This is a genomic window from Elioraea sp. (genome assembly GCF_022842375.1).
Lineage (GTDB): Bacteria > Pseudomonadota > Alphaproteobacteria > Acetobacterales > Acetobacteraceae > Elioraea_A.
The window spans coordinates 189,605-205,958 of the sequence record NZ_JALHPR010000001.1 but is presented as its reverse complement, the minus strand read 5'-3'; the positions used below and the strand labels follow the sequence as shown (position 1 = coordinate 205,958).

17 protein-coding genes are annotated in these 16,354 nt (G+C 71.2%); 8 read left to right on the top strand and 9 right to left on the bottom strand.

What is annotated here, in order from left to right:
- Positions 1 to 5: 5 nt before the first annotated feature.
- The 7 genes from Q0C38_RS00965 to Q0C38_RS00935 are packed head-to-tail and all read right to left on the bottom strand — an operon-like array spanning position 6 to position 7,545.
- The gene (locus Q0C38_RS00965; protein ID WP_291295173.1) at positions 6 to 230 is read right to left on the bottom strand and encodes a hypothetical protein; all 225 of its coding nucleotides are present in this window, start codon (positions 228 to 230) and stop codon (positions 6 to 8) included.
- Positions 227 to 2,170 (bottom strand): ATP-binding protein, encoded by a 1,944-nt coding sequence (locus Q0C38_RS00960; RefSeq protein ID WP_291295172.1) that lies wholly within the window; start codon positions 2,168 to 2,170, stop codon positions 227 to 229. Before Q0C38_RS00960 ends, Q0C38_RS00965 begins: the two co-directional genes overlap by 4 nt.
- Positions 2,167 to 3,435 (bottom strand): Pvc16 family protein, encoded by a 1,269-nt coding sequence (locus tag Q0C38_RS00955; RefSeq protein ID WP_291295171.1) that lies wholly within the window; start codon positions 3,433 to 3,435, stop codon positions 2,167 to 2,169. The genes Q0C38_RS00960 and Q0C38_RS00955 overlap by 4 nt, the downstream gene beginning before the upstream one ends.
- A gap of 3 nt (positions 3,436 to 3,438) precedes the next feature.
- On the bottom strand, positions 3,439 to 4,215 hold the full coding sequence (locus Q0C38_RS00950; RefSeq protein ID WP_291295170.1) for a hypothetical protein: 777 nt from the start codon (positions 4,213 to 4,215) through the stop codon (positions 3,439 to 3,441).
- A complete protein-coding gene (locus Q0C38_RS00945; RefSeq protein WP_291295169.1) occupies positions 4,212 to 4,961 on the bottom strand; it encodes a hypothetical protein in 750 nt (249 codons plus the stop codon). Before Q0C38_RS00945 ends, Q0C38_RS00950 begins: the two co-directional genes overlap by 4 nt.
- Positions 4,962 to 4,973: 12 nt before the next feature.
- On the bottom strand, positions 4,974 to 5,498 hold the full coding sequence (locus tag Q0C38_RS00940; RefSeq protein WP_291295168.1) for a phage tail protein: 525 nt from the start codon (positions 5,496 to 5,498) through the stop codon (positions 4,974 to 4,976).
- Between the two features lie 46 nt (positions 5,499 to 5,544).
- Positions 5,545 to 7,545: a phage tail sheath C-terminal domain-containing protein gene (locus Q0C38_RS00935; RefSeq protein WP_291295167.1), complete on the bottom strand. Its 2,001-nt coding sequence runs from the start codon at positions 7,543 to 7,545 to the stop codon at positions 5,545 to 5,547.
- Between the two features lie 406 nt (positions 7,546 to 7,951).
- Between Q0C38_RS00935 and moaA the strand changes: the two genes are divergently transcribed.
- The 4 genes from moaA to Q0C38_RS00915 all read left to right on the top strand — a co-directional run bounded on the left by moaA (position 7,952) and on the right by Q0C38_RS00915 (position 11,211).
- A complete protein-coding gene (moaA, locus tag Q0C38_RS00930) occupies positions 7,952 to 8,941 on the top strand; it encodes a GTP 3',8-cyclase MoaA (RefSeq protein ID WP_291295166.1) in 990 nt (329 codons plus the stop codon).
- 58 nt (positions 8,942 to 8,999) lie between these two features.
- The gene (locus tag Q0C38_RS00925) at positions 9,000 to 9,446 is read left to right on the top strand and encodes a hypothetical protein (protein ID WP_291295165.1); all 447 of its coding nucleotides are present in this window, start codon (positions 9,000 to 9,002) and stop codon (positions 9,444 to 9,446) included.
- 30 nt (positions 9,447 to 9,476) lie between these two features.
- Positions 9,477 to 10,307, top strand: a complete 831-nt coding sequence (locus tag Q0C38_RS00920) for a carbon-nitrogen hydrolase family protein (RefSeq protein WP_291295164.1) — start codon at positions 9,477 to 9,479, stop codon at positions 10,305 to 10,307.
- Between the two features lie 145 nt (positions 10,308 to 10,452).
- Entirely contained in the window at positions 10,453 to 11,211 is a 759-nt protein-coding gene (locus Q0C38_RS00915; RefSeq protein ID WP_291295163.1) for an NAD kinase, read from the top strand.
- A 63-nt stretch (positions 11,212 to 11,274) separates the two neighbouring features.
- Here the strand turns inward: Q0C38_RS00915 and aroB are convergent, their stop codons facing one another.
- Positions 11,275 to 13,023 (bottom strand): 3-dehydroquinate synthase, encoded by a 1,749-nt coding sequence (gene aroB / locus Q0C38_RS00910; RefSeq protein WP_291295162.1) that lies wholly within the window; start codon positions 13,021 to 13,023, stop codon positions 11,275 to 11,277.
- 44 nt (positions 13,024 to 13,067) lie between these two features.
- Here aroB and Q0C38_RS00905 point away from each other — a divergent pair, with 44 nt between their 5' ends.
- From Q0C38_RS00905 to Q0C38_RS00890, 4 genes are read left to right on the top strand one after another with little or no spacing between them, the layout of a single operon-like run.
- Positions 13,068 to 13,241, top strand: a complete 174-nt coding sequence (locus Q0C38_RS00905) for a hypothetical protein (RefSeq protein ID WP_291295161.1) — start codon at positions 13,068 to 13,070, stop codon at positions 13,239 to 13,241.
- Between the two features lie 18 nt (positions 13,242 to 13,259).
- Positions 13,260 to 14,180: a tyrosine recombinase gene (locus tag Q0C38_RS00900; protein WP_291295160.1), complete on the top strand. Its 921-nt coding sequence runs from the start codon at positions 13,260 to 13,262 to the stop codon at positions 14,178 to 14,180.
- 36 nt (positions 14,181 to 14,216) lie between these two features.
- Entirely contained in the window at positions 14,217 to 15,176 is a 960-nt protein-coding gene (locus tag Q0C38_RS00895; protein WP_291295159.1) for an acetyl-CoA carboxylase carboxyltransferase subunit alpha, read from the top strand.
- A gap of 5 nt (positions 15,177 to 15,181) precedes the next feature.
- Positions 15,182 to 15,685, top strand: a complete 504-nt coding sequence (locus Q0C38_RS00890) for an MAPEG family protein (RefSeq protein ID WP_291295158.1) — start codon at positions 15,182 to 15,184, stop codon at positions 15,683 to 15,685.
- A 3-nt stretch (positions 15,686 to 15,688) separates the two neighbouring features.
- On the opposite strand, the gene Q0C38_RS00885 is transcribed toward Q0C38_RS00890, so the two are convergent.
- The gene (locus Q0C38_RS00885) at positions 15,689 to 16,354 is read right to left on the bottom strand and encodes a hypothetical protein (protein ID WP_291295157.1); all 666 of its coding nucleotides are present in this window, start codon (positions 16,352 to 16,354) and stop codon (positions 15,689 to 15,691) included.

Here is a 16,354-nt window from a genome sequence, read left to right as displayed (position 1 = left end):
TGCCCTCATCGCGCGCGCCCCCGGGCTGCCCGCCCGACGGCCGAGGCGGCGTCGGAGAGTGTCGCGTCATGGCGCAGCGGCGGCTGCGTACGCGTCTGCTGCTCGCCCTGCTCGCGGGCAAAGGCGGCGCCGATCGCGCTCCTCACCTGCTCGGCCGATGGTGCGGGGCCGGCGAGCCCTGTGATCCGCACGCGGCGGATGGTAAGCGGGGATGTGCGATCGTCGCTCATCGTGGCACCCCGCCGGCCAGGCGTCCGAGCTTGGCAAGCTCGCGCCGCGCTGCGGCCTGCATGTGGCGCGTGGCGATCGGCGCCCCTTCTGCCGCGGCCATCGCCGCACCGTTCAGCGCCACGGTGCGGATCGCCCCGCCAGGCAGGTCGAGCCGCGCGAGCGCATCGAGATCGAGTTCGCCGCGCGGTGCCTTCGGCGGCACGTGCCGCTCCCAGATCGCGCGGCGCGCCGCCTCGTCCGGGAACGGCAGGTCGACGGCGTAGCGGATGCGCCTGAGGAAGGCCTGGTCGAGATTGCCGCGAAGGTTCGTCGCCAGCACCGAGAGGCCCCGGTAGCCCTCCATCCGCTGCAGCAGGTAGCCGACCTCGACATTGGCGTAGCGGTCGTGGCTGTCCTTCACCTCGCTGCGCTTGCCGAACAGCGCATCCGCCTCGTCGAAGAACAGAACCGCGCCGCCTGCCTCTGCGGCATCGAACACGCGGCGGAGATTCTTCTCCGTCTCGCCAATCCATTTCGAGACGACTCCGGAAAGATCGATCCGGAAGAGATCGAGCCCCAGCTCGCCGGCCAGGACCTCGGCCGCCAGAGTCTTGCCCGTGCCGGACGGCCCGGCGAGCAGCAGTGCGATGCCCTCGCCCCGTCCGCCGTCATGCGCGAAGCCCCAGTCGCCATCGACGATGTCGCGCACCCGCGCCGCCGCCGCCACCTCGCGCAGGGCTGCAACCGCATCGGGTGGCAGCACGAGATCGGACCATCTCGCGCGTGGCACGATGCGCTGGCCGAGGGATGCGAGCAGCGGCGACGCCTCGTCGCGCGCGCGCCCCCAGAGCCGCTCCGCCCCGCCGCCGCCGGCAGCGGCCCGCGCCAGCGCCTCGGGGGCGAGGGAAAACTGCGCGGCCAGCCTCTGCGCATCGCGCCGTGAGAGCCGGGGCACGGCGCTCCGCCACATCGCCGTGCGATGCGCGAGATCGGCGGACGGGAGCGCATGCTGCACGACGCTCGGGGGCAGGCCAGCGGCGCTGCGTGCGAGGATGAGCAGCGTGCCGCAGGGGTGTTCGATGAGACGCTGCCGCAGCACTTCGTCAAGGTCACTGCAAAGGTCGAGAACGAAGGCGAGGCGCGACAGCACGCCCTCACGTGCCGCAAGGGCCAGCGCGGCATCGCGCGCCGAAGGCTCCGCCGGAAGCCGTGCCGGATCGAGCCGCACGGCAACGCGGCCGGCAAGCGATGCTGCCTCGGCGGCGGCGATGCTGCCGCCTGCCTCGGGCGATCCGATCAGCGCGGCGACATTCCCCTCACCGAGCGAAGCAGCCGCGCTGCGGGCGATTGCGCGAAGCGATGGCGGCAGGCCCTGTCGCGACAGCGGCGCGATGAATGAGGCTTCGGGGTCGAGCCGGTCGAGTCCGAGCAGGAAATCGCGCACACGTGCGCTGAGCCGCATGGGCGCAGAGGCAAGCGGTGCGGCACCGTCGATCTCGATCAGGCGCAGAGCGCTGAGCGTTGCCGAGGGTGCGAAGGCGAGCAGCGCCGACGGTGTCGTGTGCCCCGCAAGTGCCGCCGCGAGTCCCGGCGTCGGGCGCCCTGCGCTTCCCACGCGGGCGAGCAGCGCGGCCACCTCGGCATCGGCTTCAGCCGCGAGGCATAGCAGCATCGCATCGGCCTCGAAACCGCTGAGCCCGCAGCGGTCGGCAAGCGCCTGGCGCGCCGGCACGTGCCCGCTTGCCGCCAGCGCAGCAGCGGCCTCTGCCTCGGCGAGGTCGATTGCCCTCTGCCGCTCGGCAACAGCGTCTGACGCTGCGCGGTCAGGCGAGACGCGGGCGGCGAGCGCAAGTTTGATCCGCTCGATGCCGAGCGCGAGATGCCGGTCGTTCCAGCCCTGCCAGCCTGTCGGCTGGCCAACACCCTGCCAAGCCGGAAGCGGTGAGACGGGCGCGTTCATGATGGCAGCGCCACGGCGTCGGCGCTGTCGGCGCCGTTCACGCGCACGCGCACCGGCTGGCCCGCCGCATCGGCGGCGGCAAGGCCGAGATCGGCAAGCCGCACCTGTATGGACGCAGGCGTGGCAGCCGCCGTTCCGAGGGGCGGGTCGATCACGGCGGCTACCGCGTCACCCACCGTCACGAGCGTCGCCGCACCTGGTGCGAACAGCCGCTCACCCGTCACCGAGACACGCGCGGAAAGGCCCCCGCCCGCTGGCAGGACCGCGGCGGACGTGACGCGCGGGATCAGCATCAGCACGGTGGTATCGGAGAGGTGCCGCGGCGCCGGCGGATCGGCGAGGTCGGCGATCGGCAGCCCCTTTCCCTCACCGCCGCCGACGCCTTCCGGCGTGCGTTCCACGATGACACGGAGTGCGAGCACGCCAGGCTGAAGCGCTGCATCGTCAGGGATCGCGGGCGTAATGATCGTTCCGGTCGCATCGGGTGCCACCACCACGGGCGCGAGATCGCCGAACTGGACGAGCGTGCGCAGGCCGGTGACGTTGCGCCCCTCGATCGTCACGGCATCGCCGATGCGCACGCGACGCTCGCCTGGCACGCCGGTGCGCCAGGCATCGCCGATGATCGGCGGCGCGAAGGGCTGGAGGTGGATGCGCCGCTCAGTGACCGGAAGCGGTGCAGGGCGGCGGTCGCGCGCGGCGAGCTCCACCACCGAGACGCTGATGAGTGCGCCGCGGCGCAGCGGGCTCGTGTTCAGCGCCGACCAGATCTGCGTGAGCTCGCCCAACTCGGCGCGACGCAGGGTGATGGTCAGCCGCTCGGTCTGGCCGAGCAAGGCCAGGTCCATCACCGGTGCCCCCAGCGGCGCATCGACCACGCCGGTGCGGCGGACGCGCATCGCAGGCGTGATCACCGCATGCTCATGCAACGTCGCGAGTGCATCGGCGAGGGCTGCCTGTGCCTCGAGCTCCGCCCCAGGGGCGACTTCGTCGGCGGCGTGCGTGGTCAGCAGGTAGGTGAGGTCGAGCGCGAGCGGGGTGCGCACCGGCACGCGGCCCTGGAGGTCGGGCCGAGGTGCCAGGTTCATCAGATGCGGGCTCGGCGAGAGATGCAGCAGGTAGAGATTGACGCGCAGCCCAGCAGCTTCCGACGGCGTCACGTCTGGCGGCGAGAGGGTGACGGCGAGCCCATCCTGCGCCATGCGGTCGAGCAGCAGCGTACGCAACGTGCGCGAGGCACCGGCGAGGGGGAGATGCCCCGCCATCGCCTACCAGGGCCTGTCGCGACCGCTGCGCATCGCGGCGTAGCGGGTGAAGCTTCTGTCGGGCGCCGGGCGCGGGGCCGGGACCGCCCGTTGCGGCGGTGCAGCGATCACCACCTCGACCGTGCCGATGCTGATCGGCGGCGGTGCCGGTGGGGGCGGCGCTGCCTCGGCGGCAGGCGCGGGTCGCATGGTTGCAGGCTCCGGCATCACGCGCTGCGGCAGGACCGCAGGCGCAGCGGTGTCGCGCGGCGCGAGGGCAGCGACAGGTGCGGAGGCCGGCGTGGCTACCTCGCCGCTATCGATCGCGATCGACACGGGTGCGTCAGCCGCCCTGACCGGGCTGCGCAATGGCACCGACGGCGCGGAGGCCGCAGGGAGAGCAACCGGCACCGCGGCGGCCTGTGGCCGTGCGTCGGAGCCCGCTGGCAATGCAGTAGCACGACCCGGCGTCGTCGCGAGCGGCGGCTGCACAGGCGTGGCGGATGCGGGCAACGAAGACGGCAGGGGCAGTTCGATCGCCACGCTTGAGGGCGGCGCTGTCGCGCGTGGATGGAGCGGGTGCCGGGTCGGCTGCGGCGCGGCCATCGCCGGCGGTGCGGCCGCTGCGCGGCGAAGCGATGGCGGCGGCGGCGCGGAGGGAAGGGTCGCGCGCAGCATCGCCGTCCCGATCGCGGCTGGCGCATCGATCGCAGGCTGCGCGGTCTCCGGCATGGCACGTGGTGTCCGCGACGCCGGGGCTGCCGCGCGCGCGATCAGTCCGGCGAGGCGTGCGATACTCATGCCGCACCCAGTGCAGCGGCGTAGGCCTTGCGGCGGCGGCGCGGCATCGCGAGGATTGACGCCTCCTCCCAGCCCGTGCGCGCGGCGATCGCCAGCACCTCGGCAAACAACGCGTCCTCCTGGCCAGCAAGCTCGGCAAGCAGAAATCCGGCGGGATCGAGCACGGCCGACAGCGCCGCACCACAGGACGGACAGGCGCAGGCGAGCACCGTCTCCGCGTTCGGATCGAGGGCGAGCAGATGCGACGCAGCAGCATCGGCCACCGCGTCAGGCAGGTCGGCGATGGGCACGTCACGCCCCCCAGCGTCTGTCGCCGAGACGCAGCGCGTGAGCAGCGCCCGTGCCGCTGCCAGCGGATCGCCCACAGCACCCGCTGCCAGGACATCGGCCACGCGCGGGGCCCGGCAGGTGAGCACGATGCCGGCCGCCACGATCACCGCTTCGACGGATGCGGCCGGAGCGACGAGGTCACGCGCATCGAGGTCCAGCGACAGAACCTCGCCGCAGGCGGAGCAGGTGAGCGATGTGCGCAGCGGACCATCGAGGCTCGCCGAGCGAAGCCTGAGTGCCAGCGCCTGCGCCTCGCCGACCGTGAGGGACGATGCGTCGGGCAGCGCCGCACCCTCCTCCCGCGCCGCGCGTTCCAGCAGACTGGTGACCAAGCCGAGGACGGGTGCACCGTTCGCCGCCTCGGCAGCGATCGCGGCCTCGTCCTCGCCGGTCAATGCGCGGATGGCGATCGCCATGCCGCCCTCCGGTCAGTTCGGCTCGTTGAAGCTCGGCTCCGCCGGCTCGGCGACAGCGTAGTCACGCTCCCAGCCCTCGTTCTCGAGCCGGATCATCTGGATCGCGACGGCGTTGGCGTTCGCATCGAGGTCCGGCAGCGCGGTGAACTCAGCCACCCAGCAGCGATAGACCTTGTAGGAGATCGCAAGCTGGCCCGCCTCGTTCATCAGGTCGATGATGATGTCCTTGCGGAAATCGCGCAGCGACGTCTCGGCGCCGAGGCCAGAGCCGAAATTCCACACCTTGTTGGCCCAGCGCTCGAACTCGGCATCGTGCGTCACGCCGCGCTCGAGCGTGATCGGCTCGTACTTGGCCCGTCCAGGCGATTTCCGCGAGAGCGACGGGTCACCGCCCTCGCGATGCTCGACCACCTCGATCGAGCGCTTGAGCGACGACACCTTCGAGATGCCGGCGACGTAGCGGCCATCCCATCGCACACGGAACTTGAAGTTCTTGTAGGGGTCGAAGCGCTGTGGGTTGACGGTGAACTGGGCCATGGCGGCGTTTCCTCTGCTGGCGATCGTGAGCGGGGGCGATGAACCCTCAGGTCTCGATCTGGCCTGCCATCTGCTGGATGCGGATGATGACGAACTCTGCCGGCTTCAGCGGCGCGAAGCCGACCACGACGTTGACGACGCCGCGGTTGATGTCGTCCTGCGTCGTCGTCTCCCGGTCGCACTTCACGAAATAGGCCTCGCGCGGCGTCGTTCCCTGGAAGGCGCCCTGGCGGAACAGGTTCTGCATGAAGGCGCCGAGGTTGAGCCTGATCTGCGCCCAGAGCGGCTCGTCATTCGGCTCGAACACCACCCATTTCGTTCCCCGATAGAGGCTTTCCTCGAGGAACAGCGTGAACCGCCGCACCGGCACATACTTGAAGTCGGAAGCCAGCGCATCGGCGCCCTCGAGCGTGCGACTTCCCCAGGCAACGGTGCCGTAGACGGGGAAGGTGCGCAGGCAGTTGACGCCGAGCGGGTTCAGCACGCCGTTCTGCATGTCGGTCAACAGGTAGTCGAGGCTGTCGACGTTCCGCAGCCGCGCATCGGTTCCCGCCGGCGCCTTCCACACGCCACGCGCACTGTCGGTGCGCGCATAGAGGCCAGCGACGGTGCCGGACGCACCGATCGCGCGCGGGCGGTTGGCGTTGAGCGGATCGGGCACGCGTGTGCGGGGAAAGTACACCGCGGCATTGCGGTGGCGCAGAACCTCGTTGGCGGTGAGCCAGGCCTGCGCGCGCTCGAGATCGTTCGTCGCCTCAGGCACGTCGATCAGCAGCATCGCGCGGCGGCGCTCGCAATAGGTCGTCGCCTCGGCATAGACGGCGCGCATCGAGGTGTCGGTGAGGTCGGCCGCCCGGGGCAGGCAGAGGATGTTGAAGAGATCGACATCCTCGAGCGCGTAGAGGCCCGTCTTCTGCAGCTCGTTGCCGGTCAACGCGGCATCGGGAACCGGCAACGTGCCGTCCTGCCCACCGGCAAGCCGCCAGAAGGCATCGGCCACCGTCGCTGCCTGGGCGTTGGCGAGCCGGAGGCCATCGGTGCCCGCGCCTGCCGCAGCACCATCGAACACGAACCGCGTGGTGGGATCGAAACCGACGCTGAACCGGCCAGGCACGACATGCAGGCGGAACGGCGTCGTGCCGCCATTGCCGAGCAGCTTGACCGAGACGCCGGCGAGGATGTCGCGATCGGCTGTCGCCACCGTCGTGCCGCGTGCTGCATTGCGGATTGCGGCCTCGAGCAGCGAGCGCACCTCCGTCCAGGCTGCGTTGGCGGCCTTGGTGATCGTCAGCGTCTGGGCGTTCGCGGCGGGGCGGCCGACGAGGTTCACCGTCATCGTCAGCGTCGTCGCCGGACCGCTGGCTAGCCCGGTGAGCTCACCGCCCAGCGTGCCGTTGGCGGCAGGCCGCTGCGGCGGTTCGGCGAGTGCCGCGAGGCTGTCACGGTCGAGCTGGACGATGCGCGAGCCTTCGTTCACCACGTCGATCGCCGACCCGGGAAGGCCTGGCCGCATCGTCAGGTTCCGGAACGTCTCGGTGCGCGCGACCGTCCTGCGTCCGTCACGGTCGACGATCTCGCTGACCGTCATGTTGAACTGCGTCGTCGGGCTCAGGCAGTCATAGTCGATGTCGATGTAGAGGTTGTTGCCCCAGAACCCGGGGTCGCTCGCCCGCTTCCCGCGCACGCGGCGGCCCGCCGTCGCGCGCACCACCTGGAAGGCGCCGCCATCGTTCAGCACGGCGGTCGCGGCGACGGCGTTCTCGGCCGGGACGGCACTGCCGGTGCGCGCGACGCGGACGATCCACGCCTCCGATCCGCCATTCTCGAAGAACTGCCGCACGGCGTACGAACCTGGGCTGTCGCGATGCTGGCCGCCGAACTCGCGCGAGAAATCGGCCATGCCGAACACCTGCACGGCAACGTCCTGCGGCCCGCGGGGGAACCCGTCGACGAAGGCCCCGACGGATGTCGAGACACCGACGATGGTGCGGACGCCGGAGGCGATCTCCTCGATATAGACGCCGGGATAAGTGGGGCGGACGGGCATCGATCCTCTCCTCCGCAGCCTGGGTCACCGTTGGACGGGCCGAGGCGCCGCACGATGGTTGCGGGACGAGGAAATCACAACGCTTACGACACGATTGCCGCGCGCGGCTGCCCTTCCCCTCCCGTGCCACGCGGGTTCGTCGCGTTGGCGGAGCGGAGCCTAAGCCTGCACGCGGTCAAGTTGCAACACCGGTTTGTTCTCTCGTCGGTCTCATTCTGCAACCGGGCCGTTACAGATGCGTTTGAATCACTGCCCTGGTGCCACGTGGTTCACACTTCCGCGACCACGCCGCCACGCTGCCTGCCGGCTGGCGCGCGACCGCCCGGGGCGTGCGGTTGGACAGCACCGCCCTGGGTCACTATATATCGAGATATACAGAGGACGTCGGAAGCAGGGCAGACCCACCATGATCGACCCGTTCGGCCGGTCCATCAGCTATCTCCGCGTATCGGTGACGGACCGCTGCGACCTCCGCTGCGTCTACTGCATGGCGGAGGACATGACCTTCCTGCCCAAGGCCGACCTCCTCAGCCTGGAGGAGCTCGACCGGCTCTGCGGTGTCTTCATCGGCCTCGGGGTGCGCAAGATCCGGTTGACCGGGGGTGAGCCTCTCGTCCGACGCGATGTCATGGCGCTCTTCCGCAACCTGGGCGCGAGGCTGGGGTCGGGGCTGGACGAACTCACCGTCACCACCAACGGCACCCAGCTTGGCCGCTACGCCGAGGACCTGCGGGCGGCCGGCGTGCGCCGCATCAATGTCAGCCTCGATACGCTCGATGCCGCGAAGTTCGCCGCCGCCACCCGCTGGGGCAAGATCGACAAGACGCTGGACGGCATCTTCGCCGCAAAGGCAGCAGGGCTTGCCATCAAGATCAACGCCGTCGCGCTCAAGGGCTTCAACGAGGACGAGTTCGACAGCATGGTGGCCTGGTGCGGCGAGCATGGCTTCGACCTCTGCCTGATCGAGACCATGCCGCTCGGCGAGATCGACGGCGACAGGACCGACCAGTACCTCCCGCTCAGCCGCGTGCGCGAGCGCCTCTCCCGCACCTGGACGTTGACGGACACCGACTATGCCACCGGCGGCCCGGCCCGCTACGTGCGCGTCGAGGAAACGGGCCAGCGGATCGGCTTCATCACGCCGTTGACCCACAATTTCTGCGAAAGCTGCAACCGCGTGCGGCTCACCTGCACCGGCACGCTCTACATGTGCCTCGGCCAGGAGGATGCCGCGGACCTGCGCGCCCCGCTCCGCCGGCCCGGGGCGACCGACGAGGACGTGGCCGAGGCGGTGCGGGCGGCGATCGCGCGGAAGCCAAAGGGCCATGACTTCGTGATCGACCGCCGCGGCGCCGCCCCCGCCCTCTCCCGCCACATGAGCGTCACGGGCGGCTGAGCGCCCTTTCGCCCCCGGGCTGACGAGGGGGCGTCTTGCCGCTACACTGCGGCCCATGATGGACATGCGCATCCCCGGGCTGCCTGATTGGGCCAACCTCGTCATCGTCGTGCTCGGGCTCATGATCGCGCTCGCCTGGGTGCTCATGCCGTTCTCGGTGTTCGGCGTGAAGGGCAGGATCGAGGCCGTGGAAGCCCGCCTCGAGGTGATCCACGAGGAGATCCGCCAGCTCAACCTCCGCATTGCCCAGGCCGGCTGGCGCTCCGGCCCCGATTTCGCCATGCCCGCTGAAGCGCCGACGCTGCGCCGCCCCGGCCCCGTGCCGCCTGAGCCGCAGATGGCCCCGCCCATCCCCCCGCCGCCCGTGGTGCCGGAGCGCAGCGTGCGGCCCATGCCCGCCCCGCCGCACCCAGCCGGGCGCCCAGAGCCTGGGATGCGCGCCGAACCGACGCTGCCGCTGCCCAACCGCGCCGAGCCAAAGCTCTCCTGGCCGCCGCGGGGCTGACGCGCGCCCACCCCTCCGAAGGACAATGCCATGCGCGTGACCGTGGTGCAGATGAACCCGGGCTCCGACAAGGCCGCCAACATCGCCCAGGCCGGGGCGCTCGCCGAGGCCGCGATCGCAGCCGATCGGCCGGACTTGATCGCGCTTCCCGAGATCTGGACGTGCCTGGGCGGCGACCGCGAGACCAAGTTCGCCGCGGCAGAGGCACTGCCCGCGCCCGGGTCGAACGAGGCGCCGGGCGAGGCCTACGCCTTCCTGCAGGACCTGGCGCGGCGGCACCGCATCACCGTCCATGGCGGGTCGATCGGGGAGGCGGCGGGCGAGAAGCTCTACAACACCACCGTGGCGTTCGACGGCGAGGGGCGCGAGATCGCGCGCTACCGCAAGATCCACCTGTTCGACATCGTCGGCCCCGACGGCACCGGCTATCGCGAGAGTGCCACCTATGGCCGCGGCGAGGACATCGTCACCTACGAGGCGGGTGGCATGACCGTCGGCTGTGCGATCTGCTACGACGTGCGCTTCCCTGAGCTGTTCCTCTCGCTCAGGAAGAAGGGGGCGGAACTGATCATGCTGCCGGCCGCCTTCACCCTTCAGACCGGCAAGGACCATTGGGAGACGCTGATCCGCGCGCGCGCGATCGAGACGCAGTGCTGGTTCGCCGCCCCTGCCACCTGGGGCCAGCACATGGAGAAGGCGGGACCGCGCATGACCTACGGTCACTCCCTGGTGGCCGACCCGTGGGGCCATGTCGTGGCGAAGGTGTCTGACGGCACGGGCTTCGCCACCGCGCGGATCGACCGTGGCCGCACCGCCAAGGTGCGCGCCGACATGCCCGTGCTTGACCATCGCGTGCTGTGACAGCGCGCGCACAACGGTACGACTGGCGGTCCGCGGGACCAAGCGCCCGAATGGGCGCCGCGGCTCATGCCGCGAAGCCAGGGGCCGCGGATGCGGCCCGCCCGGCGCCTGAGGGGCACGAAGGTGTAACCTTCGTGCACGCGGGATGAGCATTGCCTTCCTCGCGGCCGACACCGATGTCGCGCGCGCCGCGCGGGCACAGCTGATCGCGCTCTACGGCGAGGCCGATGCCGATACGGCGGAGACCCTCGTGGCGCTCGGCGGCGATGGCTTCATGCTCGAGACGCAGCACCGCTATCTCGGCCGCAACCGGCCGATCTACGGCATGAATTGCGGCTCGGTCGGGTTCCTGATGAACGAGTACCGCGAGGATGCGCTTCCGGAACGGATCGCCGCCGCGCAGCCATCCGTGCTGCACCCCTTGCGCATGCACGCGACGACGGTGACAGGCGGTGCGGCTGAGGCACTCGCGATCAACGAGGTATCGCTGCTGCGCGAGCAGCGCCAGGCGGCGAAGATCCGCATCAGCGTCGATGGCACGGTGCGGCTGGAGGAACTGATCTGCGACGGGGTGCTCGTCTCCACCCCCGCAGGATCGACCGCCTACAACCTTTCCGCCCACGGCCCCATCGTGCCATTGACCGCGAACCTCCTGCCGCTGACGCCGATCAGCGCCTTCCGCCCACGCCGGTGGCGTGGCGCGCTGCTGCCTGGCGCGTCCGACGTGCTGTTCGAGGTGCTGGAGCCCGAGAAGCGGCCCGTCGCGGCGGTGGCCGACTATACCGAGGTGCGCGACGTACTGACGGTGCGCGTGCGCGAGGATCGCACGGTGTCGCTGATGCTGCTGTTCGATCCTGACCATTCGCTGTCCGAACGGATCATCGCCGAACAGTTCACGGCGTAGCCGCCATTCGTCGGGCGCGCGGCCGCCGGCCAACCCCACGCGCGCCTCCCGCAAGCTTTAGGCTTATGGTTCACACCCTTCATCGGCGAGCAGCGCGGCGACCTCCTCCTCCGCCACGTCGCGGCTGACGAACGCGGCACCGATGCCGCGGGCGAGGATGAAGGTGAGCCGGCCCGCCTCCGCCTTCTTGTCCTTCCGCATGTGACCGATGAGGCGCGCGGCGGAGAAGCGGCGGTTCAGCATGCCGAGATCGGCCGGCAAACCGACGGCGGCGAGATGCGCGCGCACCCGCGCCACATCATCGGGCGCGCAGAAGCCGAGCCGTGCCGAGAGCGCGAACGCAAGGCCGAGGCCGACCGACACCGCCTCGCCATGCAGCAACCGCGCGCCGTCATAGCCGACCTCGGCCTCGAGGGCGTGGCCGAAAGTGTGGCCGAGGTTGAGCAGCGCGCGGCCGCCATCGGCGCGCGTCTCGCGCTCGTCATCGGCCACCACGCGCGCCTTTGCCGCACAGCAGCTGCGCACGGCTTCCGCGATCGTCTCCGCGTCGCCGGCGAGCAGCGCCTCGCCATGCGCCTCGCACCAGGCGAAGAACGCTGCGTCGTCGATCAGCCCGTACTTCACGATCTCGGCGTAGCCAGCGCGACGCTCGCGCATCGGCAGCGTCGCCAGCACCGACGTGTCGCAGAGCACCAGGTTCGGCTGATGGAAGGCACCAACCAGGTTCTTTCCAGCCGGCAGGTTCACGCCCGTCTTGCCGCCGACGGAACTGTCGACCTGTGCGAGCAGGCTGGTCGGGATCTGCACGAAGGGCAGACCACGAAGTGCAACCGCTGCCGCGAAGCCGGCAAGATCACCCACGACGCCGCCGCCGAAGGCGACGATCCCCGTGCGGCGGTCGATTCCAGCCTCGGTCATGCGGCCGAGCAGGTCGGATAGCGCCACCATGCTCTTGGACTGCTCGCCAGCCGGAACGGTCAGCATCGTGTGGGCCACGCCCGTGTCGTCGAAGGCCTTGGCGAGCGCGGCGCCATGCAGGCCCGCGACCGTCTCGTCGGCGATCACGATGACGCGGCGGCGCGGCAGCACGGCAGCGGCCAGCGCACCCGCGCGCGCGATCAGCCCAGGGCCGATCAGGATGTCGTAGGCGCGTTCCGCCAGCGCGACATGCACCTTCAATGGCGGCGACCAGGCGGCGATCGCGGCAGCGACCCGGCTTGTCGTTCCCTCTGCCGGCTCGTCGGCGCAGTCGACCACGATGTCAGCCTCCGCGTAGGTGGGGTACCGCCGCTGCGCGAGCTCGCCCAGCACCACGGCGGGGTCCTTGCCGGTGAGCAGCGGGCGATCGGTCCGGCCGGAGACGCGGCGGACGAGAACGGGCAGCGGCACGCGCAGCCACACCGAGAGCGCCCTGGCGCGCACCAGCGCGCGGGTCTCGTTGTCCATGAAGGCGCCCCCGCCGGTGGCGAGCACGAGCGGCCCGTCGGCCAGCAGGCGGGCGATCACCCTGCGCTCGCCGTCGCGGAAGGCCTTCTCGCCGAGGCGCGAGAAGATCTCGGCGACGCTCATGCCGGCGGCCGCCTCGATCTCATGGTCGGCGTCGACGAAGGGAAGGCCGAGGCGCGCGGCGAGGCGGCGGCCAATGGCGGTCTTGCCGGCCCCCATCAGGCCGACGAGGACGATCGCAGGCCCGCTCGCCGCCACCGCGCCGCCACCACGGCGCGCGCGCGCCTCGCTTCGCGCCGCTTCGTCATGCGGGCGATGATGGGTAGAGTGGGGGGGCGGCGATTCGGGAAACATGGCGTCGATCATCCTGCCGCAACGCTACCATGCGTGCACGCTGCGGGCACCGGTCGATGGCTTCGCAGCCTCATGGGAAGGAAATGATGGGCCGCCTCGCACTCATCCTCATCGCAGCGCTGCTCGGCCTTGCCGCCGCGGGCGCGGTGATGGTCGGGCTGTTCCCGCCGGAGCCGCGCCAGGCGCCGGTCGAGCGCGTGCTGCCGGCCGAGCGGTTCGGCACGCGCTGACGGCCCCCGGGGATGGCGATGGACCGCCACGCCGAAGCCTTCCTCGAGATGCTCAGCGCCGAGCGTGGGGCCGCGCGCAACACGCTTGCCGCCTACGCGGCCGATCTCAACGACGCGGAGGCCTTCCTCGCCGCGCGCGGCCTCGCCCTGTCGGGCGCTGATGCCGCAGCGCTCCGGGCCTATCTCGAGAGCCTCGCCGCTGCCGGCCTGTCGCCGCGCACGGCCGCCCGGCGGCTCTCCGCGCTCAGGCAGTTCCACCTGTTCCTGTACCGCGAGCGCATCCGCGCCGACGACCCGACGGCCGAGCTCGACCGGCCGAAGCTCGGCCGACGCCTGCCGCGCATTCTCAGCGTCGCCGAGGTCGGAAGCCTGATCGAGGCCGCAGCCGCCGCCCCTCCGCCAGAGGGCACGCGCGATGCGGCGCTGGTCGAACTGCTCTACGGCAGCGGGCTGCGTGCGTCGGAGGTGATCGCGCTGCCGCGCGCCGCCTTCCGCGAGGGGGCGGGCTCGTTGCTCGTGCGCGGCAAGGGGGGAAAGGAACGCCTCGTGCCGCTTGGTCGGCACGCCCGCGCCGCCGTTGCCGCGCTGCTCGCCTCAGGGGCCGGGAAGCCGCCATCGCGGTGGCTGTTCCCCGCCCGCGGCGCCTCGGGGCACCTGACACGCCAGAGCCTCGGCAACATCGTCAAGCGTGCGGCGGTCGCGGCCGGCATCGACCCTGCCCGCGTGTCGCCGCACGTGCTGCGCCATGCCTTCGCCACCCACCTTCTCGATGGCGGCGCGGACCTGCGCGCGCTGCAGACCATGCTCGGCCACGCCGACGTCGCGACCACCGAGGTCTACACGCATGTCAGCGCAGGCAGGTTGGCTGCGACCGTCGCGGCCCATCACCCGATGGCACGCTCCACCAAGGGCAAGGCCCGCTTGCGCACGCGTCCCTAGTGTACTCTCTGGTCGAGTGTGCTAACGCGCTCCGCCATGCGCCATTTCCTGGACTTCGAGAAGCCGATTGCCGAGATCGAGGGGAAGATCGAGGAGCTCCGCCACCTCCCCGAAAGCCCTGACGTCGATATCGCCGAGGAGGTCGAACGCCTCTCGGAAAAGGTCGACCGTCTGATCCGCACGACCTACGCCAAGCTCACGCCCTGGCAGAAGACACAGGTCGCACGCCATCCCGCGCGCCCGCATGCCGCCGACATGGTGGCGGGGCTCGTGACCGATTTCGTGCCGCTGGCCGGTGACCGCGCCTTCGCCGACGACCGCGCGATCATCGCGGGCCTTGGCCGATTCGCGGGCAGCGCTGTGGCGGTGCTGGGCACCGAGAAGGGCGCGGATACGGAAGCCCGCGTGGCGCATAATTTCGGGATGGCGCGACCCGAGGGCTATCGCAAGGCGCGGCGCGTGATCGAGCTTGCCGGGCGATTCGGGTTGCCGGTCCTCAGCTTCGTCGACACCCCTGGCGCCTACCCCGGCATCGACGCGGAAGCCCGGGGCCAGGCAGAGGCGATCGCCCGCGCCATCGAGGCCTGCCTCGCCGCCCCCGTTCCCATCGTCTCGGCCGTGATCGGCGAGGGCGGGTCGGGCGGGGCGATCGCGCTCGCCGCGGCCGACCATGTGATGATGTTCGAGCATGCGATCTACAGCGTAATCAGCCCCGAGGGTTGCGCCTCCATCCTCTGGCGCGACGCGGCACTCGCCGAGACGGCGGCCGAGGCGCTGAAGCTCACCGCCGACGACTTGAAGAAGCTCGGGCTCATCGACAGCATCGTGCCGGAGCCGCTTGGCGGCGCGCACCGTGATCCCCAAGCGGCGATCGCGGGGCTCGGCAAAGCGATGGGCGCGGCGCTCGCGTCCGTCGCCGGGCAGCCCGGACCGCGGCTCATCACACGGCGGCGGGAGAAGTTCCTGGCCATGGGCCGCGCCGCGCCGGCGGCCTGAGGGCCGTGCGGCTCGTCTCCGCCTCGCTCAGCCTGATCGGGCTCGCGGCCGCAGGCCTCCTCTGGTGGCTCCTCGCCGGGCTGATCGGCGAGCCGCGTGGGGCGGCGAACATGGCCATGCGGCTCGGCCTCGGCCTTGCCGCGCTGCTGCCGGCGCTGATCGTTCTGGCAGCGATGATCCTCGCGCACATGCTGCTGCGCTTCGCCTCGGGCGCGTTCGACCCCCTGGCCGGGCGTGACGGCAGGCTGCTCGCGGTGAACCAGCGGGTGATCGGCAACACGATCGAGCAGATGGCGCTGTTCGCCCCTGCGCTGCTCGCCTGGGCAGCCGGGGCCGGGCCGGGCGAGATGCGCTGGGTGATCGCGCTCGGGCCCGTGTTCGCTGCGGCGCGGCTGGCGTTCTGGGCCGGCTACCTCATCGACCCGATGGCGCGTGCGGCTGGCATGGCGCCGAGCTTCGTCGCAAGCCTTGTTGCGATCGGTGCGGCCGCACTCGCCTGGGCCGGGTAGCGCCTACTCCACCTGGCCGCCGCAGAACACCGACAGCGCGCGGACGTGCAGCCCCTGCCCACCAAGTCCCGGCGGATAGGTGCCGACGGCGACAGAGACCGCCGCCGCGCCGCGATCGCGGCAGCTGCCGCGCACCGGGTCGGTCAACGGCCGCCCGGGCGGCAACACGGTGCGCGACCCGCGCGGATCGGCACCCGGCACGATCGCGAATCCGCCGTCGGGCGCGATGCCGGCAAGCGCCGCGCACTGCACCTGCAGCTGGTCGACCGCTGTGCCCGACGGAACGCGTACGACGGTGGCGCGGAAGCCGGAGACCATTGCCGTCGTCGGGCAGAGCATCGTCGTCGCCTCTCCAGCGGTTGTTCCCGCCGCCGCGAGCCAGGCGGCGCTGTCGGCCCGCCAGCGGCACTGGCCGGAATCGCAGATCGGCGGCGCGCAGGCGAGCTCGACACCGTTCAGGAGCGGGCCGGAAGAGGTCCTGAGGCCGACCATCACGCGCCCATCCGGGCATCGCAGCGCGCCGATGAAGCTGAACCGCCCCGACCCGCCGCCGGCCTGTGCGGTTTCCTGCTCGCCGGCACGCGGGCGGCTGACAAGGTCCTGCGCGACGACGGGCAGGGAGAGGAGGCAGAGCAGCACGCCAACGAGCCGGAATGCGAAACGGTGCAT